The sequence below is a fragment of the Marinactinospora endophytica genome (genome assembly GCF_054780875.1).
The window spans coordinates 268796-292603 of record NZ_BAAGVM010000001.1 but is presented as its reverse complement, the minus strand read 5'-3'; the positions used below and the strand labels follow the sequence as shown (position 1 = coordinate 292603).

At 72.8% G+C, this 23808-nt stretch carries 21 protein-coding genes; 6 read left to right on the top strand and 15 right to left on the bottom strand.

What is annotated here, in order from left to right; translation table 11 throughout:
• Positions 1 to 221 precede the first annotated feature (221 nt).
• Positions 222 to 1409: a UDP-N-acetylglucosamine--N-acetylmuramyl-(pentapeptide) pyrophosphoryl-undecaprenol N-acetylglucosamine transferase gene (locus tag ACYVHU_RS01290; protein ID WP_498947366.1), complete on the top strand. Its 1188-nt coding sequence runs from the start codon at positions 222 to 224 to the stop codon at positions 1407 to 1409.
• Positions 1410 to 1918: 509 nt separating this feature from the next.
• Here ACYVHU_RS01290 and ACYVHU_RS01285 read toward each other — a convergent pair.
• The 3 genes from ACYVHU_RS01285 to ACYVHU_RS01275 all read right to left on the bottom strand — a co-directional run bounded on the left by ACYVHU_RS01285 (position 1919) and on the right by ACYVHU_RS01275 (position 4278).
• Positions 1919 to 2674, bottom strand: a complete 756-nt coding sequence (locus ACYVHU_RS01285) for a cation diffusion facilitator family transporter (protein WP_498947511.1) — start codon at positions 2672 to 2674, stop codon at positions 1919 to 1921.
• Positions 2674 to 3009: an ArsR/SmtB family transcription factor gene (locus ACYVHU_RS01280; RefSeq protein ID WP_498947365.1), complete on the bottom strand. Its 336-nt coding sequence runs from the start codon at positions 3007 to 3009 to the stop codon at positions 2674 to 2676. The genes ACYVHU_RS01285 and ACYVHU_RS01280 overlap by 1 nt, the downstream gene beginning before the upstream one ends.
• 366 nt (positions 3010 to 3375) lie before the next feature.
• Positions 3376 to 4278 carry a DUF4429 domain-containing protein gene (locus tag ACYVHU_RS01275; protein WP_498947364.1) on the bottom strand — a complete coding sequence of 301 codons (903 nt, stop codon included), beginning with the start codon at positions 4276 to 4278 and terminating at the stop codon, positions 3376 to 3378.
• A gap of 317 nt (positions 4279 to 4595) precedes the next feature.
• On the opposite strand from ACYVHU_RS01275, the gene ACYVHU_RS01270 reads away from it, so the two are divergent.
• Positions 4596 to 5438 carry a sigma-70 family RNA polymerase sigma factor gene (locus ACYVHU_RS01270; RefSeq protein WP_498947363.1) on the top strand — a complete coding sequence of 281 codons (843 nt, stop codon included), beginning with the start codon at positions 4596 to 4598 and terminating at the stop codon, positions 5436 to 5438.
• A 244-nt stretch (positions 5439 to 5682) separates the two neighbouring features.
• Entirely contained in the window at positions 5683 to 5949 is a 267-nt protein-coding gene (locus tag ACYVHU_RS01265; RefSeq protein ID WP_078760271.1) for a hypothetical protein, read from the top strand.
• A gap of 176 nt (positions 5950 to 6125) precedes the next feature.
• On the opposite strand, the gene ACYVHU_RS01260 is transcribed toward ACYVHU_RS01265, so the two are convergent.
• From ACYVHU_RS01260 to ACYVHU_RS01235, 6 genes are all read right to left on the bottom strand, one after another.
• Positions 6126 to 6392: a hypothetical protein gene (locus tag ACYVHU_RS01260; protein ID WP_144389961.1), complete on the bottom strand. Its 267-nt coding sequence runs from the start codon at positions 6390 to 6392 to the stop codon at positions 6126 to 6128.
• Between the two features lie 162 nt (positions 6393 to 6554).
• A complete protein-coding gene (locus ACYVHU_RS01255; RefSeq protein WP_498947362.1) occupies positions 6555 to 6881 on the bottom strand; it encodes a hypothetical protein in 327 nt (108 codons plus the stop codon).
• 236 nt (positions 6882 to 7117) lie between these two features.
• Positions 7118 to 7660, bottom strand: a complete 543-nt coding sequence (locus ACYVHU_RS01250) for a CAP domain-containing protein (protein ID WP_498947510.1) — start codon at positions 7658 to 7660, stop codon at positions 7118 to 7120.
• 2 nt (positions 7661 to 7662) lie between these two features.
• Positions 7663 to 8205 (bottom strand): hypothetical protein, encoded by a 543-nt coding sequence (locus ACYVHU_RS01245; RefSeq protein WP_144389959.1) that lies wholly within the window; start codon positions 8203 to 8205, stop codon positions 7663 to 7665.
• 147 nt (positions 8206 to 8352) lie between these two features.
• Positions 8353 to 9582 carry a PP2C family protein-serine/threonine phosphatase gene (locus ACYVHU_RS01240; protein ID WP_200813513.1) on the bottom strand — a complete coding sequence of 410 codons (1230 nt, stop codon included), beginning with the start codon at positions 9580 to 9582 and terminating at the stop codon, positions 8353 to 8355.
• Positions 9583 to 10179: 597 nt separating this feature from the next.
• The gene (locus ACYVHU_RS01235) at positions 10180 to 10998 is read right to left on the bottom strand and encodes a helix-turn-helix domain-containing protein (protein WP_235000729.1); all 819 of its coding nucleotides are present in this window, start codon (positions 10996 to 10998) and stop codon (positions 10180 to 10182) included.
• 104 nt (positions 10999 to 11102) lie between these two features.
• Between ACYVHU_RS01235 and ACYVHU_RS01230 the strand changes: the two genes are divergently transcribed.
• Positions 11103 to 11654 carry a TIGR03086 family metal-binding protein gene (locus tag ACYVHU_RS01230; protein WP_078760265.1) on the top strand — a complete coding sequence of 184 codons (552 nt, stop codon included), beginning with the start codon at positions 11103 to 11105 and terminating at the stop codon, positions 11652 to 11654.
• Between the two features lie 15 nt (positions 11655 to 11669).
• On the opposite strand, the gene ACYVHU_RS01225 is transcribed toward ACYVHU_RS01230, so the two are convergent.
• From ACYVHU_RS01225 to ACYVHU_RS01200, 6 genes are all read right to left on the bottom strand, one after another.
• On the bottom strand, positions 11670 to 12341 hold the full coding sequence (locus ACYVHU_RS01225; protein WP_078760264.1) for a catalase family protein: 672 nt from the start codon (positions 12339 to 12341) through the stop codon (positions 11670 to 11672).
• An 88-nt stretch (positions 12342 to 12429) separates the two neighbouring features.
• A complete protein-coding gene (locus tag ACYVHU_RS01220; protein WP_200813512.1) occupies positions 12430 to 13191 on the bottom strand; it encodes a thioesterase II family protein in 762 nt (253 codons plus the stop codon).
• Positions 13188 to 17582 carry a type I polyketide synthase gene (locus ACYVHU_RS01215; protein WP_498947361.1) on the bottom strand — a complete coding sequence of 1465 codons (4395 nt, stop codon included), beginning with the start codon at positions 17580 to 17582 and terminating at the stop codon, positions 13188 to 13190. Before ACYVHU_RS01215 ends, ACYVHU_RS01220 begins: the two co-directional genes overlap by 4 nt.
• Before the next feature lie 11 nt (positions 17583 to 17593).
• Positions 17594 to 19441 carry a non-ribosomal peptide synthetase gene (locus ACYVHU_RS01210; RefSeq protein ID WP_498947360.1) on the bottom strand — a complete coding sequence of 616 codons (1848 nt, stop codon included), beginning with the start codon at positions 19439 to 19441 and terminating at the stop codon, positions 17594 to 17596.
• Between the two features lie 30 nt (positions 19442 to 19471).
• A complete protein-coding gene (locus ACYVHU_RS01205; protein WP_078760260.1) occupies positions 19472 to 19777 on the bottom strand; it encodes a hypothetical protein in 306 nt (101 codons plus the stop codon).
• A 1-nt stretch (position 19778) separates the two neighbouring features.
• The gene (locus ACYVHU_RS01200; RefSeq protein WP_078760259.1) at positions 19779 to 20618 is read right to left on the bottom strand and encodes an SAM-dependent methyltransferase; all 840 of its coding nucleotides are present in this window, start codon (positions 20616 to 20618) and stop codon (positions 19779 to 19781) included.
• A gap of 876 nt (positions 20619 to 21494) precedes the next feature.
• Between ACYVHU_RS01200 and ACYVHU_RS01195 the strand changes: the two genes are divergently transcribed.
• Together ACYVHU_RS01195 and ACYVHU_RS01190 are read left to right on the top strand one after the other, a co-directional pair.
• Positions 21495 to 22406 (top strand): SDR family oxidoreductase, encoded by a 912-nt coding sequence (locus ACYVHU_RS01195; protein ID WP_078760257.1) that lies wholly within the window; start codon positions 21495 to 21497, stop codon positions 22404 to 22406.
• Positions 22407 to 22523: 117 nt separating this feature from the next.
• The gene (locus ACYVHU_RS01190; RefSeq protein ID WP_078760256.1) at positions 22524 to 23783 is read left to right on the top strand and encodes an MFS transporter; all 1260 of its coding nucleotides are present in this window, start codon (positions 22524 to 22526) and stop codon (positions 23781 to 23783) included.
• Positions 23784 to 23808: the final 25 nt, after the last annotated feature.

Here is a 23808-nt window from a genome sequence, read left to right as displayed (position 1 = left end):
CGCCCCCGATTCGGGGTCTACCATCACGGGTGAAGTAGGGCGCGGCGTTTGTCCGCCCGCCAGGCCACCCCACGCCTGGCCGAGCACGCCCACCCTCCCGACGGGTGCAGGGTCTGGAGCGTCACTTCGTCTTTTCCAGCGTCATCGGCCCCTGGCGACGATGACCGGCCAGGAAATCCCTACGGCCCGCAGGAGCCCGGGCGTAGCCAGATTGGAATCTTGTGAACAGCGACGACCTCAACCGCCTCCCGCAGGACCGGCCCCTCCGGCTGATCGTCACCGGGGGTGGGACCGGCGGCCACACCTATCCCGCTCTCACCGCCGTGCGCGCGCTGCGCGCACGGCTGGCGTCCACCGGCAGGGCGTTGGAGGTCCTGTGGGTGGGAGCGGCCAACAGCCTGGAGTCACGTGTCGCGCAGGGCGAGGGGATCCGGTTCGCCTCGGTGGCCACCGGGAAGATCCGCCGCTCCAAGAACCCCCTCAAGCTGGCCTCTCCCGCCAACATCCGGGACATGACCAACGTTCCCCGCGGCGTGGCCCAGGCCCGCCGGATCGTCGCGGACTTCCACCCCGACGTGGTGCTGGCCACCGGGGGCTATGTCGCGGTTCCCGTGGGCCTCGCCGCCAAGCTCTGCCACCGCCCCCTGGTGGTCCACGAGCAGACGGTCCGCCTGGGGCTGGCCAACCGCGTGCTCGCCCGCACCGCGGCGCGGGTCGCCGTCTCGTCGGAGTCCACCATCGCCCTCCTCCCCGAACAGGCCCAGGCGGGTGCCGTGGTGACGGGGAACCCGGTCCGGCCGGAGGTGCTGTCGGGCCAGGGCGAGAAGGCCGTCGAGGCGCTCAACTTCACCGGCTACGACCCGAACCTGCCCACCGTCTACGTCACCGGTGGCGCCCAGGGCTCGGCCCAGATCAACGGCACGGTCGGGGGTCTCCTGCCGTGGCTGCTGGCCCGCGCCAACGTCATCCACCAGTGCGGCGAGGCGAACATGGCCGCGTTGATCCGGCACTCCGAGGGGCTTCCCGTGAACCTGGCGGTCCGGTACCACCTGCGTGGTTTCGTGGGCCCCGAACTTCCCGACGTCCTCGCCCTGGCCGACGTGGTCATCTCGCGCAGCGGGGCGGGGACGATCGCCGAGTTGACGGCGCTGGGCAAGGCGTCGGTCCTCATCCCCCTCGCGTCCTCCGCGGGGAACGAGCAGGCGCACAACGCCCGCCACCTCCAGGAGGCCGGGGCCGCGGTGGCCCTGCTCGGCGAGGTCTCCCCGGAGAGCCTGCGCGACGCGGTGGGGCCGCTCCTGGCGGACCCCACGCTGCGTGCCGGTGTGGCCGAGCGGGCCCGCGCGCACGGCCGCCCCGACGCGGCGGAGCGTCTGGTCGACGTCGTGCTGTCGGCGGTGGGCGCCTAGCCTTCCGGCGCGCGGTGAGGTGCGCCGCGCGTCCCCGGCCGCTCCGGTGGGCGGGGACTCCCCGAAGCTGTCGCGCTCGCCCCCGAACCGGTGGGACGGCACCCGGTGTCCGGCCCGGGAGGTGCGCCATTTCGCGAGCGCTCCGCCGGGGCTGGCTCGACGGCCGCCACCCGGGCGCCTTCCGGCGGCGCATCCGGCACTCGTCCATGGCCGCGGCAGCGCGCCATTTCGCGCTTCTCCCGGCGCGCCGGCCTGTCCCCGCGTCCGGCCCGTCCGCAGGCCGCCGTGGTGCGCCGCGCGTCTGCTCCGCGTTCCGCCCGCAGCGGCGTTCTCGCCGGCCTCCCCGCCCGGGCGGACGGGTCTGCGGCGACTTCGGTGGGGGTCCGCCGTGCTCGACCCCGGCGCCCATAGGGAAGCCGCTTCGGGCATCCGCGAGGCGCGGCGGCCCGGCCGGCCGCGCCGGTCGTCGGGGAACGGCCCCGGCGACCGGCGGCCTGCCACGGCGTCACTCAGGGGCGGTCCCGGTCGCCGGCCGCCGCGCAACCGTCGTGACATCCCGGCTCGGCCGCCTTCGCCGCGGTGTGGCACGTCCCGGCCCCGGCGGCCTGCGCGCCGGCGGGGGCGAGCCCCGGCGCGCAGCAGGCGTCGCCGCGCCAGGCCTCACGCCCTTCCTTGACCGCGACCACGGCGATGAACAGGGCGACGACGGGATCGGCCCACGCCCACCCGAACAGGGCGTTGGCGAGCAGTCCCACCAGCAGGGCCGCGGAGAGGTAGGTGCACAGCAGGGTCTGCTTGGAGTCGGCGACCGCCGTCGCCGAGCCGAGTTCGCGGCCCGCCCGGCGTTGCGCGTGGGAGAGGAACGGCATGACCACGACCGAGAGGGCGGCGAGCACGATGCCGGGAACCGAGGAATCGGCCTCGCCCCCGCCGAACAGGCTCCTCAGCGCCTCGAAGGTGACATATGCGGCCAGGGCGAAGAAGGAGACGGCGATGACGCGCAGCGCCCGACGCTCCCTGGCCTCGCGCGTCGAAGCGTCCCGGGCGGAGAACTGCCAGGCCACCGCGGCGGCGGAGGACACCTCGACCGCGGAGTCCAGACCGAAACCGATCAGCGCCGTCGAGGAGGCCAGGGTCCCCGCGGTGATCGCGACCACGGCCTCGATGACGTTGTAGGCGATGGTGATGGCGACCAGCAGGCGCACGCGGTTGGTGAGCACCGCGCGGCGCTCGTCGCTCAGCCGGAGAGCGGGGGACACGCTCATCAGCAGCACCCCTTCTCCTCTGCATCGACGCAGGCCGTGTCGGTCTCCACCGCCAGGACGGCGGCGCGCAGGTCGTCCAGGGCGTGGCCGAGTCTGTGGTCGGCGAGTTCGTAGCGGACCCGCCGCCCGACCGGGACCGCGACCACGAGGCCGCAGTCGCGCAGACAGGCCAGGTGGTTGGACAGGCGGGTGCGGCTGACGCCGAGGGCGTCGGCGAGGTCGGCGGGGTGAGCGGGGGCCTCGCGCAGGGAGAGCAGGATACGGCAGCGGATCGGGTCGGCCAGGGCGCGTCCGAAACGGGCAAGCGCATCGATGTCAGTGGTGATCGTGAGCACGACACCAAAGTACATATATTTCTGAATCCAGGAAACCCTGAACCAATGTGATCCACCGCGGCATCGCCCCCTCAATGGCACCCGGCGGATCAGGAAGGCGCGATCACGGCGCCCTCCAGGAGACCCGGGCAGCGGAACGGACACCCCGGGCCCTTTACAACACGCGAGAGCCGTCAGAGACAGCGACCCCAGGAGGCCGGCACGGCGCTTGCGGAAGGCGGTCCACGGCCAGGCGGGGCACGCCCCTCCCGCCTTCCGCGCCCCCGCGGGGGCACCCCGCCCCCGCCCGCTCCGGGAGGGGCGGGTGGCGGGGTGCCGGGGAGGCCCGGTTCGGCCATCACCCCGAAGGCTGATCGGCCAAGGCGGTCAGAAGCGGCGGAGCAGGGCCTGCTTGGCGGCGGCGAACTCCGCCTCGGTCAACACTCCCTCGCGGTACAGTTCGGCGAGTTCACGGAGTCTGCGCAGCAGTACGTCATGGTCCTCGCCGGAGGCGGCCTCCTCCTGGGGGGCCGCGGTCAGCGCCTCCCGTTGCGGTTCGGGGGAGGACGCGCCGGTTCCGAAGGGGTGCGGCAGCCTGGCCGTCACCGCGGCGGCCAGCAGGGCGGTCGTGGTGTACTCCTTCTGGGTTCCCCAGCCGAGCTTCAGGCAGTACGGGTCGTACTTGGGCGGGACGTTCGCGCTGTCCCCGTGGTGGCGGAACCGCAGGTACCCGCTCTCCCAGCCGACAGCGGGCAGCCATTCGACCCGCACCAGTTCCCGCAGCGTGACCTGGCGGGGCCCGCCGGCGCGCTTGCTCTCCTCGGTGATCCAGTTCCAGTCCAGGATGATCCGCTCACCGTCGAACAGGGCGGTGCCGTCCTCGCCCGAGGCCGTCAGCGGGGCGTTGGGGCCGGGCAGCAGGTAGCGGTCGGTGGGGCCGTCGGGCACCTGTTCCAGCGACAGGGCGGCGCGGACCTCGTCGACCAGGTACTCCGCGACACCGGTACGATCCGGGTCCACGGCCATCCGGTAGGGGTCGGCCGCCTCGTTGAGCCGTCCGGCGGCGATCTGGGTGAGCGGGTCGGCGCCCTCACGTAGCCGCAGCCGGATCCGTCCGCCCTTGCCCTTACGGCCGGGCTCGTAGGCGATGCCGGCCAACGCCGGCAGGGGGACCGCGATCTCGCCGAGCTCCTTGCGAAGCCGGTGCACCCCCCGACCGTGGCCGGGTACGACGCGCACGATGTCCCCGTCGAACGTCCACGTCCCGTCTTGTCCCATGAGCTCGGCCATGCGCCGATCTTAGGACGCGCGGAGCGGGGAAGGTGCGCCGGTTCCGGCCGCTTCACCCCTCCGCCACGCGCAGACCTTCACCCAAAGTGACTACTTACCCGCGATTTGTTACTTTGAGTAGCGGGCACCTGCTTTATTCGGGTCTGCGAGTCAGCCTTGGCCGTCCAGATGTCCACCGCCTGGACAGCCGGGGCGCACAGCCACGGTTCCGGACCGGTCGCGTCCGCGCCGCCGGCCACCGCGCTCGTACCACGGGTCCGCTCCGCCGTCCCGTGATCCGCTCCAGCACGCCCTCCCGTCCGGTGAAGGGAACCTCGATGTCCAGCTCCACACCACCCGCCTTGGCGCCCTCGCCCTCCTCGCCCGAGCCGACCCGCGAGGACCATCTCCCGCCCGCGGCGGCACAGCAGGAGGCGAGTGCCGAGGATCTCCTCGCGACGCTGGCCGCGCTGCCCCCCGGAGATCCGGCACGCGAGGTGATACGCGCCCGGATCGTGGAGATGCACGCCCACATCGTCCGCCGTGAGGCGGGGCGCTACCGCCAGCGGGGCGAGCCGATGGAGGACCTGGTCCAGGTCGCCATGGTCGGCCTGCTCAAGGCGATCAGGGGATTCGACCCCAATTACGGCAAGCGGTTCGTCTCCTACCTGCTACCGATGGTCACCGGCGAACTCAAGCGCCACTTCCGCGACAGTACGTGGGCGATCCGGGTCCCCCGCCGCCATCAGGAGCGGCGCAGCGAGCTCAACCGGGTGGTCGCCGAACTCACCCAGCGCGCCGGCCGCACCCCCTCCCTCACCGAGATCGCCGCGGCGCTGGACCTCGATGTCGCCGACACGATGGAACTGATCGACGCGGCGGCCGCCTACAGCGCCCTGTCCCTGGACGCGCCCTTCGGAGAGGCCGGGGCCGACACCACGCTCGGCGACACGATCGGCGACACCGACACCGACCTGGAGGGCGTCGTCGACCGGCACGCCCTGTACGCGGCGATCACCCACCTGCCCCCACGCGACCGCCGTGTACTGCTGCTGCGTTTCTTCGGCAACAAGACACAGAGCGAGATCGCCGGGGTGATGGGGATCTCGCAGATGCAGGTGTCACGGGTACTCTCGGCGACCCTCCAGCGCCTCCGCTCGACGATGCTGGACTCCTCATGAGCCGCCTCCGGTGGTGTAGATAACCGACGCCCGGACGCGCGGGGGCGAAAAAAGTTGCCCTGTCGCACCATGAGGCTTACCACATGACGTGATCGATTAATGACCATGAGTCCCGGTAGAGGCGTCCCTGGAGGTCACCACGCCTCCCGCTCGACGACCTCGACCCGACAGGGCGGGGATCGGAGGACACGCGGATCCGCGAGGCCTCAGGAGCGAAAAGGCGACACACTCGAGAGGATTCGAGATGCGCAACATCCAACGCGCCATCGCCGTAGGCGCCCTGTCCATTCCCGCGGCCCTCGGCCTCGGCGGCGTCGCGTTCGCCGGCGACTTCTTCGGTAACGGCGCGTTCTACAACGAGTCGGGGTCGTTCGCCGGCCCCAAGGGCTCTGCCGCCTGGGAGACCCTGAGCGCGGCGGACGGTTTCGGCAACACCATCTACTACGACAACGAGTCCTTCGCCGGCGAGTTCGGCGCCGCTTCCAACACGGTGGTCGCCGGCACCGGGTGATCGCATACGGGTGGTCCGGCCATCACCCGGGGACCCCGCGCGGCGGTGCCGCGCGGGGTCCCCCTCTTCTCGGGCCGCCGTCCGCTCCGGGCGGGAGGACGGTTCCCGGCCGGATCACGGATCGGCACCCTGTGTTCCATCCGTCCGGGACGGCCCCGAGCCGTCCCGGACATCCTCTAACGCGCTGCGCTCGTGGTCGCCTCGATGCTGGCTCCCCCCGGTCCGACCCGATAGCAGACCTGCTCGTAACGGGCGCCTGCGTGTTTGCCGTCGCGGGCGACGGCCTTCACGACGCACAGGCTCGCCCCGTCACGGCTGGCCCACATGTCGCTCTCTTCGAACTCGGTGTCGGCCGCTGCGGTGGACTGCAGCGACAGGAGGGCGATCGTCGCCGTGACACCAGCGACAACGGCGCGACGCACCACTCTCCTCTTGCTTGCCATTGCTCTCCCCGGCCGTCCCACATCCCGCCGCTCTCACGAGAGAGCCGGAAGGACACCGGAGGCGCCGTCCGGTCGGACGAGAATGCGGGACGCCCCCTAGGTTCGGCTGGGTTGTGGCCGGGGGCGGACGGCGCGAGCCGGCCGCCCCGGCCGGGATGGTCGCTAGTCGGCGACGCTGACCAGGTTCTCGGAGATCGCGCCGTACGGGCCGGCCGCCTCGAACGACTCCTTGTAGAGGGTGACGCCGCCGAAGCCGCCGTGTCCGCCCTTGCCCTTGTCGTCCTTGCCCTTGCCGTCCTTGCCGTCCTTGCCGTGGCCGAAGCCGTCACCGGCGAAGGCGAGGACCTCCTGGGAGACCGCGCCCTGCGGGCCGGCGGCGCTGGCCTCGGCACCGAACAGGGTGTCGGCCATGGCCGCGGCGGGAGCGGCCAGCGCGACGGTCGGGGCGACGACGGCGGTCACGGCGACTCGGCTGAGCATCTTGTTCATTCGGGTTTCCCTTCCCAGGTGAATCCGGTACGCGACCGGACCGAGATGTGTGCCGGCTCGACACCGTCGCGCTTCGCGCCGCGGCGGGGAGCCCGCACCCGTCGCGCATCCAGCTACCCGAAGAATTCCTTTGTAACTATGCGTAATGCATTGCCCACACAAAGTAACGACAAAGGGGGGCGGGAGTACAGAAACGGCGCACGACGGAATCCGCCGTACGCCGTCGCCGTATCCGGTCAGCCGCCCCCGAGGAGCTGGGTCCAGCGCGTCCGCGCCCCCTCCCCCGCCATCCCGACCCCCGTCTCCGTCATGGCGCAGTCCAACAGGAGCGCGCGATCCCGCCCATCGCGCAGCCATGATCCGGCCACTCCCGTTGCGTCGGACCGCCCTCCCGCGACGACCTCGCCGACCGGCCCCCGATATCCACGAGCCCGCACCCGTTCCCTCGGCCCTCGACCGTCCGGCGCGAGATGGCCGAGGAACCCCCGTTCGGCCATGTCCCGGCTGTGGCCGAGGGCCACCACGCGCAGTCGCTCATCGACCCTCAGCCGAGGGCATCCGGCCCGTACCCGTGCCCGGTTGACCTCGGAGAGCACCGCGTTCTCCGACGGTCCCTGCGACGATTCCCCCAGCGGACGCGGATCGAGCCGCGACAGGGGCGGTTTGGCCTCTCGTCCGGCGATCCCCTCCACGCCGATCGGGCCGCATCCGCACACGAACAGCAGCGCCGTCGATACCAGGGCGCCGCGTCGACGCCCCAGAGCGTCGACGCGGCCCATGGTCACGGCCCGATCTGGAGTCGGCCGATCCGGATGGTCGGCCCTTCCCAGGCCGGCGCGTCCTCGGACGTCTCTCCCACCGTCGGACCGACCGGGCCAGGGTCGCGCAGGTCGCAGGAGTCCTCCCTCAGCGAGATCTGCAACCGGTCGGAGTCCCCCTCCTTGACCGCGGCGAGCCGATCGCGCAGTCGCTCCAGGTCGGGGCGTGGAACCTCACAACGCACCTGCCCCTGCGGCGTCCAGACCTCGATCGCCTCGGCGGGAGGCGCGTTCTCCTCCGTCTGGCTCGGGCGCGCCTCCGTCTGGACGGCCTCCTCCTGCTGCTGGCCGGCCGGGCGTCCCCACAGCAGCTCCTCGATGTAACCGGTGATCCCCCAAGGGCCGAGGGAACGCTCCTCGAACAGCTCCGGCGCCACTTCGACCCCCTCTCGGGAGATGAGGATCGAAACGTACTGCTCCTGTGGGGCGGTTTCCGCGTGGGCGGGCAGGGCCGTCGCCGCGATGCCCGCGATCGCCAGACCGGTGAGGATTGCCATCCTCGTCATCGTGTTCCCCCTGGTTTCCTATGTGCACGGCCGGGAGGCACAGCCGCCCGACCTCCGATGCTCACCGCGCGCTTCTACCCAAATACGCAGAGTAATGCGGGGGTCGTCGAAACCTTCCCGGCCGGTTTCCCAGCACCGGCACACCGCTCAGAACAGCAGGTCCCGCCCGCCTTTGGTGCCCCACTCGACCAACAGCACGGTGGCGTCGTCCTCCAACCGGCCGTCCTGGTGACGCAGCACCGTCTCGACCAGTCGCCGCAGCGTCTCCGGGGTGGACAGGCCGTCCGCCATGCGGCGGATGATGAAATCGATGAAGCGGTGCAGGCCGAAGAAGTCACCGCGTGAGCTGCGAGCCTCGATGATGCCGTCGGTGTAGAGGACGAGCCGGTCGCCCGGCTCCAACTGGGTCTGACACGCCTCGGGGTCGCTCGGCAGGGGCATCCCCATCGGCAGGGCGGGCGGACAGGACAGCTCGGCGACCCACCGTCCGCCCCGGATCACCAATGGGGGGTGGTGCCCCCGGTTGACCCAGGTGAGCACGCCGGTGCGCAGGTCGAGGTCGGCCAGCAGACCGGTGACCGAACGCGTCCCCCCGAACTGCTCGCCGACCTCGGCGTCGATCGCCTCACTGGTCTCGACCAGCCCCCGCCCCTGGCGACGCTGGTTGCGGTTGCAGCCCATGGCGATCGTCGCGGCCAGCCCCGAGGCCAGATCGTGGCCGGTGGCGTCGAAGATCGCCAGGCGGAGCAGGTCGCCGGCCAGCGCGTAGTCGAAGGCGTCCCCTCCGATGTGGTACGCCGGCTCCAGGGCCGCGCTGACCACCACGTCGTCGTTGGCGAACGTCGAGGGGGGCATCAGCGTCCACTGCACCTCCGCCGACACGCTCATCGGACGGCTGCGGACCAGTCCGGCATAGGTGTCGCTGTGGGGACGTTTACTCGCCACGAGCAGGGCGACGAGATCGGCGAGGGCCCGGGCCGCCTCACGCGTGGCGGCATCGTCGACCTCCACCCCCACGCGCAGGACCCCGAGCCGTTCCACCCCGTCCACCAACGGCACCCACAGCCGACGCGGCCCCTGTTCCCCTCCCTCCCCGTTCTCGGTGACCGCGACGATCCCGTAGGTGCGGTAGGCGCGACCGGCCAGGGTGGCGTCGATGTTCACCCGCTTGCCCAGCAGCCCGATCTCCGTCCCCGTCAAGGGACGCAGCACCTCCTGGCGAAGATCGGCGAGGTAGAGCACGACGTCGTGCAGGCCCGCCGACGGCGCGTGCCGGGCGATCAGGGCGGGCAGCTCATCCAATGGACACAGATGGGCCGTGCTCAACAGGCCGGCGAGCATGGCGCCGACGCGCTCGGAAGTCCTCTCCGTCGCCATGGCCACCCCCGCGTCGCCTGCCCGCCCCTCCGACCGCGCTGACGTGCGCAAAGCCGTCTCCGGTACCGGCCGTCCACCCTAACCGAGCCCGCCCCGCGAACGCGGGAGCACGTTGCGCGTGCCGTAGCGGACGGGGAGGCGAAGCGCGAGGGACGCGCCCGCGGCCCCGGGGCCGCGCCACCGTGGCCGTCCCACCACCGGGTGGGGCCGACCGTGACATGGCGGGATCGGCGCCGCGGAACAGAGCGGGGAGCACCACCTCCCGTGGGCTCCGTGGACATCCACCGCGAGGCGCGCCGGGGATTCGGGGCGGAGGGGTCCGTTTCACGCAGGGCACGCCGGCCACCGGTCTGGGCGCCCCCTGCGGGGGCCGTCCTCCCCGGCGCGGGACGAAGGCGCCGACCGGCCGATCGCCGAGGCGCGTCCCCGACCAGGCGCCAAGGGAACGGAGCTCCCCACCCCGCCGTCCCTCCGCCTCCGCGCGGCGCGCGTTCCCGGCCCACGCTGCCGCCCCTCCCCGCGCCCGGGAGAGCCGTGGGAGGGCGCCCCGACGCCCTCGAAACCACTCCGGGCCCGCGCCACGGCCGTCCCTCCGGCCTACGCCCCGCGACCCGCTCGCGACGCGCGGCTGTAGCGCGCCGGGGGCGTGCCAACGAGCCTCGTGAACTCGCGGACGAGGTGCGACTGGTCGCTGTAGCCCAGCTCCGCCGCCAGGGCGGCCCAGTCGACGGAGCCCGCCGACCGCGCGCGCTCGGCCACCTCGTAGAGACGGTAACGGCGGATCACGGCCTTGGGCCCCAACCCGACGTGGTCGGCGAAACGGCGCTGGAGGCGGCGCACCCCGATCCCCTCCCGTGCGGCGACCTCCTCCACCCTGGTCACGCTCGGATCCGCGGCCATCCGTTCGACCAGGTCGGCGGTGTCCTCACAGGCCACGCGCGCCGTGGGGAGCCGTTCGGCCAGGAAGCGATCCACGTGGGCCACCATCGTCTCGGGATCGGCCGCCGTCTCCACCCGCACCGCCAATTCCCGGACCCGCGCGCCGAACACCTCGGCCGGATCGACGGTCCGGTCGGTGATCCCGGTCATCGGCCCACCCAGGAAGGGACGGAACCCGGCGGGGCGGAACATGACCCCCAGCGCGCGTCCCGCACCACGCAGCTCCCGTTCACCCACCCGGGTGGTGGGACCGTGCAGCCCGGCGTCGACCGGTCCGAAGACGAGGTTGACCACCGGATGGGCGAAGACGCGCTGGACGTAGGGGGCACGCCCGCGCAGGTCCCAGTCGACCAGCCAGTAACGGTCGACGAAACGGGCGACCTCTCTGGAGGGCGCGTGGCGGTGCAGACGGAAGTGGTTCAGCCCGCGCTCGGGGGCGAGGATGCCCCGCGCGTCCCGTTCCACCGGTTCGACCACACGCCCAGGCTAGCCAGCCGGTGTCGCGTTCGTTCAAGACGGTCCCCGGGCCGCTGCGGCACCCTCGGATGGTCCACGGAAGACCCACGGAAGCGAGGACGGTCATGAGCGAGATCTCGGCACGTTACGAACGGCTGGCAACGGAGTTCGCCGCGACGGTGGCGCGGGTGCCCGCCGAGCGGTGGGACGCCGCCTCCCCCTGCGCCGGCTGGACGGCGCTCGACGTGGTGCGACACGTCGTGGACACCCAGGGCGCGTTCCTCGGGCTGATCGGCCGGGAGGCCGCGCCGCTCCCCTCCGTCGAGGAGGATCCGCTCGCCGCCTGGAAGGGGGCCGCCCACGGCGTCCAGACCGTCCTGGACGACCCGCGCCAGGCCGCCACCACCTTCGAGGGGCATTTCGGGGTGACGGCGTTCGAGGAGGCCGTCGATCGCTTCATCGCCTTCGACCTGGTCGTCCACCGCTGGGACCTGGCCCGGGCCACCGGACTCGACGAGCGGATAGCCCCCGCCGACCTGCGCTGGATAGGCGAGGCCGCGGCCGGGTTCGCCACCGAACCGAGCGCGAAGGAGCACTTCGCCCCCGGGCTGACCCCGCCACCCGGCGCCGACGAACAGACGCGGGTACTGGCGCTCCTGGGACGCCGCGCCTGGTGACCCCCGCGGGACCGGTCACTCCGAGGGGGAGTCCACGGACCACCGGCCGAGCCGGCTGCCGTGGTAGGCGCGCTCGCGCAGCGCCGCGAACCCCCGTGGTGCCATCTCCACCTCCGCGGGCCGGTTGCGCATCGGGTCGAAGCAGGGACGCGGGTCCGGGCCCCGCGTCCGGGCCGTCAGGACCAGCCGGGCGACCGGACGCCAACCGTCCCACGCCGTTCCCTCGTGCAGGACCAGGAGCGGTGGCCGCTCCGCCACCCGCCGGCACAGCGTCTCCAAGGACGCTGGGGCGATCGGATCGTCCCCCGCGCAGACGGCGAGCAGCCACACCAGCCGTCCCCCGCTCCGGTAGGGGACGATGCTTCCGTAACGGGCCCGGCCCCATCCCCGGGCGGGCAGCGGCACCATCCTGGTCAGCCATCCGATGCCCGAGGCCGACAACGCGAGGTCCCAGGGACCGCCGCGGCCGTCCCCGGCCGGGACACGCACGGCCAGGCCGAGGACGTCGGCGCCCGCGCCGGGCACCCCCGCTCCCTTGGACATGCGCACCGTCACCGGCCGAGTCCCCTCGGGGAGCGGGAGCGCTCCGGGGGAGAGCGTGGTCAGTTCCCCGGCGAACCATCGGCCGCGGGGGTGGAAGGCCCGCGCCCCACGGGCCCGTGCCAGCTCACGGAACAGGGTCGACACGCGGGTACCGTTCGTCGTCTCCACGTCGGTCGGCTGCCCCCGCTGGGAGCACGGAAACGGTCCGTTTCGGGCCACCCCGCGGGGGAGCTCAGCGAGGCGTTCGCTCGCGCAGGGCCGCGGTGATGTCGGCGACGAGCCCCGCCTCGCCCTCGACCAGGTAGAAGTGGCCTCCTGGCAGGACCCGTAAGTCGAACCCCGCCCCGGCGACCCGGCGCCAGGAACGCATGTCCGACTCGCTCACCTGCGGGTCGGAACCTCCCAGGTAGCCGATGATCGGCGTGTCGACAGGTCGGGGGTCGTGGGGCCGGTAGGCCCGCAACAGGTCGTGGTCGGCCCGCATCGAGGGGAGCACCAGCTCCAGGAGTTCCGGCGAGTGGGGCACGATCGGATCGAGGCTGCCGGCCTGCGCGGCCAGCGCCGTGTCGTCGAGCCTCGGCCGTTCCCCCGGCAGCCCGCACATGTGCGGGCCGGCGTGCGCGGAGACCATGAGCGCCAGCGGACGGATCCCGTACCGCTCGGCCAGACGGACCGTCACCTCGTAGGCGACCACGGCCCCCATGCTGTGGCCGAACAGGGCCAACGGCCGATCCGCGAACTCGGCCAGCACCGCGCACAGTCGGTCGGCGAGCGGCTCCATCCGGTCGATCGGGGGCTCCCCGAACCGATTCTGACGGCCCGGATAGCACACGGCCGCCACCTCGACGTCGGCCGGTAGCCGCGCCTGCCACCCCCGGTAGAACCCGGGGACGCCGCCGGCGTGCGGGAAGCACACCAGGCGCACCCGCGGCGGGGTCCCGGTAGGTCTACGGCGCAGCCAACGCCGGGTGTCCTCCACCACTGGACCGGTCACGTGTCCGCCCCCTGTTCGGCCGCGAGCAGTCGGGCCAGATCCGTGATCGTCGGCGCGGCGAACAGCGTCTCCACCGAGATCTGCGCCCCGAAACGGTTCCGGCACAATCGGACGATCTGGAGGGCGCTCAGGGAGTCGCCGCCCAAATCGAAGAAGTCCTCGTCGCGGTCGATCCGCGCGCCGGCCCCCAGAACCTCCCGCCAGATCTGGAGGAGCTCCCGCTCCAGCGGCGCCCACCCCGTGAGATCCTCCTCCCCAGGGTCCGGGTCGACGGCGGCCGGCGCCGGGAGCGGGGCGCGCGTGGCCCTCCGCGTCCCGACCTCCGGCAGGCGGGTGGCGGCGACGACCTGTCCCAGCGGAAGAGCCGCCAGACACCGTTCGAAAGCCGCGAGCGCCTGCCGGACGCTCATCCCCCCGTCCAGCCCCTCCCCGGCGATCTCCTGGTGCCGCCGCTCCATCGTGCGCGCCATACCGGTGCCGTTCCAGCGGTCCCAGTTGACCGACAGGACCGGCAGGCCCTCACGGCGCGCCCGCGCCGCATAGGTGTCCATGAAGGCGTTGGCCGCCGCGTAACAGGACAGGCCGGGCACCCCGGAGAAGGAGGCGAGCGAGGAGAAGAGCAGGACGAAGTCGGGGTGGGCCCCGACGTCGCGCAGCGCGGCGAGCAGGACGGAGGTCCCCTCGGTCTTCGCCTGGAGGGCGGCGTCGATCTCCTCCTCGGACAGCAGGGCCGCCATCCCCCCTCCCGGGTCGCCCGCGGTGTGCAGCACCCCGTGGATCGCGCCGAAGCGCACGTGCGCCTCGGTGAGAACCTCCTTGAGCCGGGCGTGGTCGGTGACGTCGGCGTCCCGGACCAGGATGTCGGCGGGGCGCCGGGCGAGCGCGTCCCTGACCTCCTCGTCCCGGCACTCCTCCAGGGCGCGGACCGCGCCGCGGCCGACGAGCAGCAGCCGCGCGGAGTGGACCGTGGCCAGGTGAGCGGTCAACCGCAGGCCGACACCGCCGGTGGCGCCGGTGATGACGTAGGTCCCGCCGGTCCGCAGCACCGGGGCCGCGGAGGGGGTCGGGGGGACCGGTTCGAAGCGGCGCAGCCACCGGTGGTCCGCGCGGTAGGCCACCGGTTCCGCGCGGGGCGGGCGGGAGAACTCGGCGAGCAGGGCGCCGGCCCGCCGCCGCGGGTCCACGGCGTCGTCGGGCTCCAGGTCGACGACGCGGACCACCACGTCGGGCAGTTCACAGGCCAGTGGACCGGACGCTCCGAGCGTGAGGGCCGCTTCGGGGATCAGCCGTTCGGTCCCGGTGACCTCCAAGGCGCCACGGGTGACCAGGCAGACCTCGGTTCCCGGGGGGACGTCGCCGAGCGCCGCGGCCAACCCGCTGATCTCCCCCAGGGGGCGGTGGTACTCCGCCGGGATCGCGCCCGCCCACAGGCTGACCAGGCGTAACGGCGTGGTCCCGGTGACGGCAGCGTCCCGCAGCATCCGGTAGTGCTCGCGCCGGCGCGGATCCAGGGTCACGCGGCCCGAACCGTCGTGCGCGAAGTCCGTCCCCGGCACCGCCACGACGGGCTCCTCCCCGCGCGCGACCAGCTCCGCGACGAGCGCGTGGGCGAGCGGGGAGGAATCGGAGAGGACCACCCAGCGGTGCCCGCCGGGAGCAGAAGGCGGCGGAGGCGGCTCGACGGCGCGGACCCATGACACCCCGTACAGGTCCGCCTCCCGCGCGACGGTGGCCGGCGCGGTCCGGGCGGGACCGGGCGGGGGGTGCTCGGTCCCCGCGAAGGGATAGGGGACGGCGGGCGTGCGCAACCTCGGTCGAGGCCACAAGGTGGCCGGGTCCACCGCCACCCCGGCCCGCCACAGGCCGGCCAGGGCCTGGAGCAGGGCCTCGCGCTCGGTCCGCTCCTCCTTGCGGTGCCGGCCGGTGGACAGCAGCTCGACGTCGGCTCCGGCGCGGGTCCTGGCCAACGCGGTCAGCGTGGTTCCCGGTCCGACCTCGACCACGGCCCTCGGCTGCCGCGCCAGGACGTGGCACAGCGCGTCGTCGAAGCGCACCGTCGCCCTGAGGTGGGTGACCCAGTACTCGGGGTCGGCGACATCGGCGTCCTCGTCCCCGGTCACCGTGGAGACGAGCCGGACCGTAGGTGGGCGCAGCTCGACGCCGCGCAGGAAATCCCGGAACTCGCCGAGCAGCGGGTCCACCAGGGAGGAGTGGGCCGCGGTCGCCAACGGCAGGGAACGGCAGGCCAGCCCGTCGCCCTCCAGCAGGGTCCGGACCTCGGCGATGCGTTCGGCCGGGCCGGCGAGCACGCAGGCGGCCCGGGCGTTGACCGCCGACAGGCAGACCTCGTCGTCCAGGTAGGTGGCCAGCTCGGCCTCCGTCGCGGTGACCGCCAGCATCGCCCCGCCGCGCAGGCCGGCCAGCAGCTCCCCGCGCTTGACCACCACGGAAAGGGCGTCGGCCAGGGACATGACGCCCGCGGCGCAGGCCGCGGCGTACTCGCCGAGGCTGTGACCGGCAAGGACGTCGGGGCGGACCCCGTGCGACGCGAGCAGCCGGGTGAACGCGATCTCGGTGATGAACACCGCGGGCAGCGCGAACCGGGGGTCCTCGTCGGCGTGGTCGGGAGCGGGTCCCGCCCAGGCGGCGCGCAACCGTTCGGCCATCTCCCCTTCGGGCAGCAACCGCAGGCACTCGTCCACGGCCGCGCGGAACACCGGTTCACTCCCGTAGAGCTCCCGCCCCATGCCGGGGTACTGGGACCCGCCGCCGGGGAACACGAACGCCAGCTCCCCTCGGGAGGCGCGCCGGATCGCCTCGCGCGCCCCGCTCCCGGCGTGCTCGCGGAGGACCCGCGCGGCGTGTCGGCGGTCCCGGAACACCCCGGCGTAGCGCACCGGGAACTCGCGCCGGCCGGTCGCCAGGGTCCAGGCCAGATCGGCGAAGGCCGAGTCGGGCGTCTCCTCCAGGGCCTCGGCGCACGCGCCGATCATCGCCGTCAGGGCGTTCTCGTCGCGGGCCGAGAGCAGCACCGGCTGCCATGGGGGTGCCGGCGCGGTGGGACGGGGCGGCGGAGGCTCCTCCACGATCGCGTGCGCGTTGGTGCCGCCGATCCCGAAGGAGCTGACGGCCACGCGGCGCGGCGCCCCCGACACCGGCCACTCCTCGCCCTCCCGAGCCGGGACGAAGGGGCTGGAGGCGAAGTCGATCCGGGGGTTGGGCGTCTCCAGGACCGGGCTGGGCGGGATGCGGCCGTGGTGGACCATGAGCGCGGCCTTGATGAAGCCGGCGACCCCGGCCGCGGCGTCGGTGTGACCGATGTTGGACTTCACCGACCCGATCCGGCAGTACCCCGTCCGCGAGGCACCGGCCATCCGGTAGGCCTGGGTGAGCGCCGCGACCTCGACCGCGTCGCCCAGCGCGGTGGCGGTCCCGTGCGCCTCCACGTAACCGATGGTGTCGGGGTGGACGTCGGCGACCGCGAGCGCCGCCGTGACCGCGGCGCGCTGGCCCGCGGCGCCCGGGGCGGTGTAGCTGGGCTTGTCGGAACCGTCGTTGTTGACCGCGCTGCCCTTGACGACCGCGTAGATGCGGTCGCCGTCGGCCAGCGCGTCGCCCAGGCGGCGCAACGCGACGATCCCCAGGCCGTCGGCGGGAACGAACCCCGAGGCGCGGTCGTCGAAGGCGCGGACGTGCCCGTCGGCCGACCACACCCCGCCCTCCTGGTAGAGGTAGCCCTGACGGCGCAGCGGCGTCCAGGAGACCCCTCCGGCCAGCGCCATGTCGCAGTCGAAGGTGATCAGCGCCCGGCAGGCCAGGTGGATCGCCACGAGCGCGGTCGAACAGGCCGCCTGGACGGCGACACTGGGGCCGGTCAGTCCCAGCTTGTAGGAGACCCGGGTGGGCAGGAAGTCCTTGTCGTCCGCCGCCGAGAGGAGGTCGCCCGAGGTGCCGAGGAAGGAGCCGAAGTCGCGTTCCCGGTGGGTGCCCAGGCTCTGCCCCGCATAGACCCCGATCGCGCCGTCGAAACGGCCGGGGTCGTGTCCCGCGTCCTCCAGCGCGTGCCAGGCCTCCTCCAGGAACATCCGCTGCTGCGGGTCCATGAGAGCGGCTTCGCGCCCCGAGTAGCCGAAGAAGGCGGAGTCGAACCGGTCGGCGTCGCGCAGGACGCCGGCGGCGCGTACCAGGGCCGGGTCGGCCAGCCGCTCCTCCCCTCCCCCCGCCCGCCGCACCTCGTCGGGGGTGAGCTCGCCGATCCCCAGGCGCCCCTCGGAGATGAGCTCCCAGTACTGTCGCGGGCCGTGGGCACCCGGGAAGCGGCAGGCGATGCCGACAACGGCGATGTCGGTCTCCGAGACCTCGCGCCCACGCGCGTCCGCTGTAGTGTCCACGTTCTCCACCTTCACCCCTGTCGTCCTTTCCGTAGGCGCTCCCGTAGCGTCCGGCTGCCGGCGAGCAGGTCGTCCGCGTGCGCGGGCGCCGGGCCGGCCTTGGGGAGCGGCCGGTCGTGATCGCCAGGAGCCGTGTCCAGCAGCTCCGCCAGCATCCGCACGGTGCGTGCGGCGACGAGCTCGGCGGCGGGGACCCTGATCCCCCACTGTTCCTGGACCCGCGCCTGGAGTTCGATGAGGTCGGCCGACGTCCCTCCCAGGGCGAAGAACTCGTCGTCGGCCCCGATGCCGTCGATGCCGAGGATCTGCTCCAGCAGCTCGGCCACCTCGCGTTCGCGTTCGCCCTCGGGAGGCGTGTAGTGGGTGCCGGTCTCGGGCCGTTCCCGGCCCGGATCCGGCAGGGCGGCCCGGTCGACCTTTCCGTGGGCGTTGAGCGGCAGCCGGTCCACGACGACGAACAGCGACGGGACCAGGTGGGCCGGTAACAGCGCCGAGAGGTGGCCGCGCACCCGGGCGACCGGCTCCCTGCGCCCTTCGGCGAACTGGAGATAGGCGGTCAGGCGCCGGGACTCGGGCCGCAGTCCGGTCACCGTCACCGCGGCACCGGTGACTCCCGGGTAGCGGAGCAGGGCCGCCTCGACCTCTCCCGGCTCGATCCGGTAGCCCCGCAGGTTGAGCTGGTCGTCGATACGGCCGGCGAATTCGATGTCGCCTTCGGGGAGGTACCGGGCGAGGTCACCGGTCCGGTAGAGGCGCGCTCCGGCGCGTCCGGAGAAGGGGTCGGGGACGAAACGCTCCCGGGTCAGATCGGGGCGGTTGAGGTAACCCCGCGCCACTCCGCGTCCCCCGATACACAGCTCCCCGGTCCGTCCCCGCTCCACGGGCCGTCCGGCCGCGTCGAGCAGGTGCACCTCGACACCGGTGAGCGGACGGCCGATGGAGGGCCTCGTCTGACCTCGGTGGCAGCGTCCCGCGGTGGCCGACACGGTGGCCTCGGTGGGGCCGTAGGCGTTGAACAGCCGTAACCGGGGGGCCCATCTCTCGACCAGGAAACCGGGCAGGGGCTCGCCCCCCGAGGTCAACGTGGTGAGCGGGAGGTCGGGCTCGGTGGGCAGGGTCGCCAACAGCGACGGGGCCGCCGACAGATGGCTGACACACAGTTCGCGCAGGAAGCGGGCGAGTTCGAGGCCGTGGAGCTGCGCCCCTGCCGGGGGGATGCACAGGGTGCCGCCGTTGAGCAGGCTCATCGCCAGCTCCCAGACCCACACATCGAAGGTGAAGGGGGCGAACTGAAGGACCCGGGCCCCTTCGAGGTCACCGAACAGCTCCCGGAGTCCCTCGGCGAGGTTGACCACGCCGCCGTGCTCCACCATGACCCCTTTGGGGGTGCCGGTCGACCCGGAGGTGTAGAGCACGTAGGCGAGGTCGCCCGCGCCCGTGGCCGGTGCCGGGCCGGCCGGGCCAGGCCCGTCGCAGACGTCGACGCCGTCGAATCTCAGCAGGGGCGGGGCCCCCTCTCCCAGCCCGCCCGCCGGGTCGCGGTCGGCGGCCACGACCCGTGGAGCCGTGTCGGCCAGCACCAACGCGGTGCGGGCGGTGGGCTGTGCCGGGGGGAGCGGAACGTAGGCCGCTCCCGCCTTCCACACGGCCAGGACGGTGGCGGGCAGCAGGAAGGACCGGTCCATGAAGATGCCGACCCGGTCACCTGGGACGACACCGGCGAGGACCAGCTCCCCGGCCAGGGCCGTGGACAGGGCGTCGAGTTCGGCGTAGGACATCCGTCCCCGGGAGTCCACCAGGGCGAGACGCTCGGGGACGGCGGCGGCCCACGCCCCGAAGAGCCTCTCCGCCGTGGCCACCTCTCCTTGACAAGCGAACACGTTCCCCCCTCAGCGGTCGTGGCCGGTCGCGTGTCGCTCGCCGGACCGCCCGGTGAGGACCGTGGCATGCTCGCGCCGGTGTCCGGCCCTCGCCTCCCGCTGAACGTGCCCCCGCGCCGTCGAGCGGCCGGTGCCGGCCCGGGCGGCGGCCTCGTCCAGGAGACCCAGGCCGCCAAGGTGCGTGGCCGGGGGGCCCTGATCGCGGGTGTGCCCGCCGCGCCCCTTCAGGCCCGGGCCCGCCTCCGCGCGGGCCGACCCGTTCCCGGGGCCGAGCGCGCCGATCCCGGGGACTGTCACATCGGCGTCGACGGTCACGTCAGCCCTCCGTTCGGGTGAAGACCATGACGACCGCGCCCACCTCGTCGGCCTCGGCCCACGCGCCGAATCCGTCCAGCAGGAGGCGGGCGTCGGAGGAGCCCCATTCGGTTTCGAGGCGCTCCCTGTTCTCCCGCAGACCGCGCACGAGCCGACGGAAGGAGTCTCGGGTGTTGGCGGTGATGTCGGTGACCTCCTCGACGGCCAGGCCCGCCTCCCCCGCGGCCGCGACATGCTCGTCGGGGGCGTCGAAGGCGACCGCCTTGAGCATGGTCAGATAGGGACCGATGCGGTCGCGCACCTCGTCGGTCAGCGGGACACGCGGGTAGGGCGTCTCGACGACGAGGCGTCCCCCCGGGCGGAGCATCCGGGCGGCCTCGCGGTAGAGGTCGCGGATGTGGAAGTGGGGGGTGGTCTCGAACAGCAGCACGGCGTCGAAGGAGGCCGGCGCGTAGGGCAGGTCGAGGGCGTCGGCCCATTCGAACCGGACCATGCCGGCGACGCCCTGTTCGCGGGCGTGATCGGTGCCGTTGCGCAGGGCCCGCCGGTCCACATCGACCGCCACGACCTCGGCGCCCAACGTCTTGGCGATGCGCACGGCCGGTCGGCCGTTGCCGCACCCCACGTCCAGGACCCGGGAGCCGTGCCGGATTCCCAGCCGGGAGGCGACGAGGTCGGTCATCCGTTCGGTGGCCTCCTCGATGGAGGCGCTGTCGTCGTCGCCTTCCCAGTACCCGTAGTGCCGGTCGGGTCCGGCGGTCTCTTCCACGAGTACCGAGAGATGGTCGTACGTCGATTCGATCTCCTGCCAGGAGAACGAATCGGTCCACGCGCTTTTCATGTCTCCCCAGAGCCGACTAGAGGATCGCGTTCGAAGGGCAGGCGGGGTGGAGGGGCTCCGCCCCCACCGAACCCCTATTGCAAAAAGACGCCTGCCGCGCTTTTCGGCCGGGCGTAACTCTAGCGCTGATCAGCCATGTGCACGATATTGAATTGAATTCACTTTTGTCGAACAAACCCCCGTCAGGCAGCCAAACGGACACACGGGAAATACATTCGCAAATCAAAAATCAAAGAACCGGATATGCGGGCAGATTGCGACAGAGCACTCGGACACGCGGACGACACATCGCCACAAAACAACATTCCAATTCCTCTGCTCGCCCCTCCCGAAAAAATCCCGGAAGGCCGACTCCCTCTGCCCCCATGACGACCGGTGAAACACGGACGCCGGAAAACGGGATTGGGACAGCACCCACACACCTGCCGCCTCCCCATCGCCGCCCCGGAATGCAGGCCCGGCCAAGGACACGTGGAGCGCCGCGGACGCCCCGACCCTCTTCCCCCGCGACACCCTCACACCGGCGGTCCGCCGGTACACGCCCCCGCCCCACGCCTCCCCACGACGCCGGGCCGGGGACGACGAGAACGGTGCGCCGCCCCTCGCGTCCCCTCACCCGCGACCGGGTGACAGCGCGAAGACCCCCTCAGGAAGGGCGAACGGACACAGCCGGCGGCACCTCCCGCCCGCCCAGGCGCATGACTCCCACCCCGTGGACCCGAGGCCGGCACGCCCGAGAGAGGACCCCCGACTCGGCGGAGAGCCGTCCGCGCCCGACATGTCGACCACACCTGACAAGAGATGTCAGGTATCGGTGACAGCATCACTCCGCCGGCACACCGAACGCCGGCCAACAACATCGACGGAAGAGACTTCATGGTGGCATTGGATGGAAAGGTCGCGCTGGTCGCGGGGGCCACGCGCGGGGCAGGCCGGGGCATCGCGGTCGAACTCGGCGCGGCGGGGGCGACCGTCTACGTGACCGGGCGCACCACGCGGGAACGGCGCTCCGAGTATGACCGGCCCGAGACCATCGAGGAGACCGCGGAACTGGTCACCGCGGCGGGCGGCCAAGGCATCGCGGTGCCCACCGACCACCTTGTCCCCGAGCAGGTCCGCGCCCTGGTGAAGCGCATCGACGCCGAACAGGGACGGCTGGACCTACTGGTCAACGACATCTGGGGCGGCGAACTCCTCACCGAGTGGGACGTCCCGGTCTGGGAACACGACCTCGACAAGGGGCTGCGGATACTCCGCCTGGGCGTGGACACCCACGCCATCACCTCCCACCACGCCCTGCCCCTCCTGCTACGCACCCCCGGCGGCCTGGTCGTGGAGGTCACCGACGGAACCGCCGACTACAACAGCGGCACCTACCGGCTCTCCTTCTTCTACGACCTCGTCAAGACGGCCGTGCTGCGCATGGCCTTCGCCCTCGGCCGCGAGCTGGGCCCCAGAGGCGCCACCGCGGTGGCGCTGACACCGGGATGGATGCGTTCGGAGCTGATGCTGGACACCTACGGAGTAACCGAGGAGAACTGGCGGGACGCGCTCGCCCGGGAGCCGCATTTCTGCATCTCCGAGACACCTCGCTTCACCGGGCGCGCGGTGGCGGCCCTGGCCGCCGACCCCGCGGTGGCGCGGTGGAACGGTACGTCGCTGTCCAGCGGCGAACTGGCCCGGGTCTACGGGTTCACCGACCTCGACGGCAGCCGTCCTGACGCCTGGCGCTACATCGTCGAGGTGCAGGACCCGGGCAGGCCCGCCGACCCCACCGGCTACCGGTGAGCCTGCCCACCGGCAGAATCCTCGCCGCCTCGGACGGTTCCGACGACGTGGCCGAGGCGGCCGCGTCCCGCCGTCGGGTTGACCTTGACGCGAGCGTCAAGGTTCTAGCGTGCCGGCATGACGACGGATGAGCGTGGTATGCGCCCCCGGGATTGGGGCTGGCTGGTGTGCCTGATGCTGGTGTCCTTCGCGATCGGCACCGACGACTTCGTGATCGCGGGGGTCCTACCCGCCATCTCGGCCGACCTGCGGGTCAACGAGGCGACCGCCGGCCAGCTGGTGACGGCGTTCTCGGTCACCTACGCGGTGGCGGCCCCACCGTTGGCGGTGGCCACGGCGACGGTACCGCGCAGGCTGCTGGTCATCGGTGGCATGTCGGTGTTCGCGCTGGTGAACCTGGTGAGCGCGCTGGCACCGAACTATCCGGTACTGATGGCCTTGCGGGTGCTGTCCGCGCTGGTCGCGGCGGCGATCACACCGGCGACGTTCGCCATGGCGGAGCGGCTGGCGTCTCCCGAACGCGCCGGCCGGGCCATAGGCGTGGTCGCCGCGGGGCTGACGGTGTCGCTGTTCCTGGGGGTTCCGATCGGCGCCTTCCTGGGATCGACCTTCGGGTGGCGTTCGACCTTCGTGGCCGTGGGCCTGTTCTCTCTGGCGGTGGCCGCGGCCGGCGCGCTGCTGCTGCCCGCTGTGGCGGGGAGTGTCACCAGTGGGGTGCGAGCGCAGCTGCGGACGCTGTCACGGCCCGCGGTACTGCTCTGCGTCGCGGGGACCACCGCGGGGGCCTGTGCAGGACTGATGACCTACACCTACATCGCGCCGATCACCCGTGACCTCACCGGTGGGGACGGACCGATCCTGGCGCTGCTGATCGCGGTGGTGGGGTTGTCGGGCGCCGCGGGCACGTTCCTGTGCGGACGTGCCACCGACCGCTGGGGAGCCGACCGGACGCTGCTGGCCACCTACGCGGGGCTGGTCGCGGCGACCGTGGCCCTGACGCTCATCGGCGTAGTGGGCCGGGGAACGGCACCGGTGTGGCTGCTGGCGGGGGCCCTGGCCGTATGGGGGTTCGCCGGCTGGGGGTTCAACCCGCCGATGAACATGCGGATGCTCCGGCTGGCCCCGGACGCCGGCACCGAAGCGGTGGCCCTGAACACCAGCGGACTGTACGTGGGGATCGCATTCGCCGGCGCGATCGGCGGGATGGTGCTGGCAGGAGGGGGAGGCGGCGTCGGGGTGACGGTCGCGGCGGCGGGGATCGGCGCGGCGACACTCGTGCTGATGGCGGTCTCGGTGCGCCGCTTCCCCTCCCCCACACCGCAGGGATCGTCCCGTCCCATTGAGGACACCTCCGCCCCGCCCCGGCCCGCGGGATGAGACCCTGGCCGGGTTGCTGGACTTC

Bases quoted from the DNA above. Each gene is read 5' to 3' on its own strand.
- ACYVHU_RS01260 (WP_144389961.1), bottom strand. From the start codon at position 6,392: ATGGCAAGCAAGAGGAGAGTGGTGCGTCGCGCCGTTGTCGCTGGTGTC.
- ACYVHU_RS01230 (WP_078760265.1), top strand. From the start codon at position 11,103: ATGAGCGAGATCTCGGCACGTTACGAACGGCTGGCAACGGAGTTCGCC.
- ACYVHU_RS01255 (WP_498947362.1), bottom strand. From the start codon at position 6,881: ATGAACAAGATGCTCAGCCGAGTCGCCGTGACCGCCGTCGTCGCCCCG.
- ACYVHU_RS01190 (WP_078760256.1), top strand. From the start codon at position 22,524: ATGACGACGGATGAGCGTGGTATGCGCCCCCGGGATTGGGGCTGGCTG.
- ACYVHU_RS01240 (WP_200813513.1), bottom strand. From the start codon at position 9,582: ATGGCGACGGAGAGGACTTCCGAGCGCGTCGGCGCCATGCTCGCCGGC.
- ACYVHU_RS01285 (WP_498947511.1), bottom strand. From the start codon at position 2,674: ATGAGCGTGTCCCCCGCTCTCCGGCTGAGCGACGAGCGCCGCGCGGTG.
- ACYVHU_RS01265 (WP_078760271.1), top strand. From the start codon at position 5,683: ATGCGCAACATCCAACGCGCCATCGCCGTAGGCGCCCTGTCCATTCCC.
- ACYVHU_RS01200 (WP_078760259.1), bottom strand. From the start codon at position 20,618: ATGAAAAGCGCGTGGACCGATTCGTTCTCCTGGCAGGAGATCGAATCG.
- ACYVHU_RS01270 (WP_498947363.1), top strand. From the start codon at position 4,596: ATGTCCAGCTCCACACCACCCGCCTTGGCGCCCTCGCCCTCCTCGCCC.
- ACYVHU_RS01245 (WP_144389959.1), bottom strand. From the start codon at position 8,205: ATGACGAGGATGGCAATCCTCACCGGTCTGGCGATCGCGGGCATCGCG.
- ACYVHU_RS01250 (WP_498947510.1), bottom strand. From the start codon at position 7,660: ATGGGCCGCGTCGACGCTCTGGGGCGTCGACGCGGCGCCCTGGTATCG.
- ACYVHU_RS01195 (WP_078760257.1), top strand. From the start codon at position 21,495: ATGGTGGCATTGGATGGAAAGGTCGCGCTGGTCGCGGGGGCCACGCGC.
- ACYVHU_RS01275 (WP_498947364.1), bottom strand. From the start codon at position 4,278: ATGGCCGAGCTCATGGGACAAGACGGGACGTGGACGTTCGACGGGGAC.